Raw genomic sequence first — 556 nt, 5'->3', positions numbered from 1 at the left:
GGGATAATCCTTCTTTCAACTTATTACTTGTTTTTATTTTCTGTTTCTATTTAACAGCAAAATAATCACTTTTTTTGTCCAGACCCAAATATTGTTCTTGATCCATAAAAAGGCCGCCCTGAACAGTATCTTGTACATATGCTCCGGATGGGCAATAAACAAGTGATTCAATTGCTCCGGTACAGTAAACACCACATGGTCGTTTCATGTTGACAATTTTATCCTGCTAATCTTGTTAATCCTGTCCAATAATTCTACAGATATTTTTAATTTATATTGTTCTAACGTCTTAACAAGTAAAACACAATCAAGGATAAAATAAAAAGTCAGTTTTTGTAATAAACTACATTGGAGATAAGATATAGGGAGTTTTTCAGCTGTAGCCTGCAATAAGTTATATCTTTTGAAAATAAGAGTTATATAAAATAAAAAACCGCTAGAGTAATAAAATTACTTTAGCGGTTTTAAGCGGAGAGAGAGGGATTCGAACCCCCGGTACGTTGCCGCACAACGGTTTTCAAGACCGCCGCATTCGACCACTCTGCCATCTCTCCAA

1 protein-coding gene and 1 tRNA gene are annotated in these 556 nt (G+C 35.1%); both read right to left on the bottom strand.

Annotated elements, in window-relative coordinates; translation table 11 throughout:
- Nucleotides 1–46: 46 nt before the first annotated feature.
- Nucleotides 47–208, bottom strand: a complete 162-nt coding sequence (locus OM075_RS25475) for a hypothetical protein (protein WP_301193374.1) — start codon at nucleotides 206–208, stop codon at nucleotides 47–49.
- Nucleotides 209–469: 261 nt separating this feature from the next.
- Nucleotides 470–554: transfer RNA gene (locus OM075_RS25470), tRNA-Ser, on the bottom strand.
- Between the last annotated feature and the right edge of the window lie 2 nt (nucleotides 555–556).

Origin of the sequence: Plebeiibacterium sediminum (assembly GCF_026013605.1) — a bacterium.
Lineage (GTDB): Bacteria > Bacteroidota > Bacteroidia > Bacteroidales > Marinilabiliaceae > Saccharicrinis > Saccharicrinis sediminus.
This window is presented reverse-complemented; position numbering and strand designations above follow the sequence as displayed.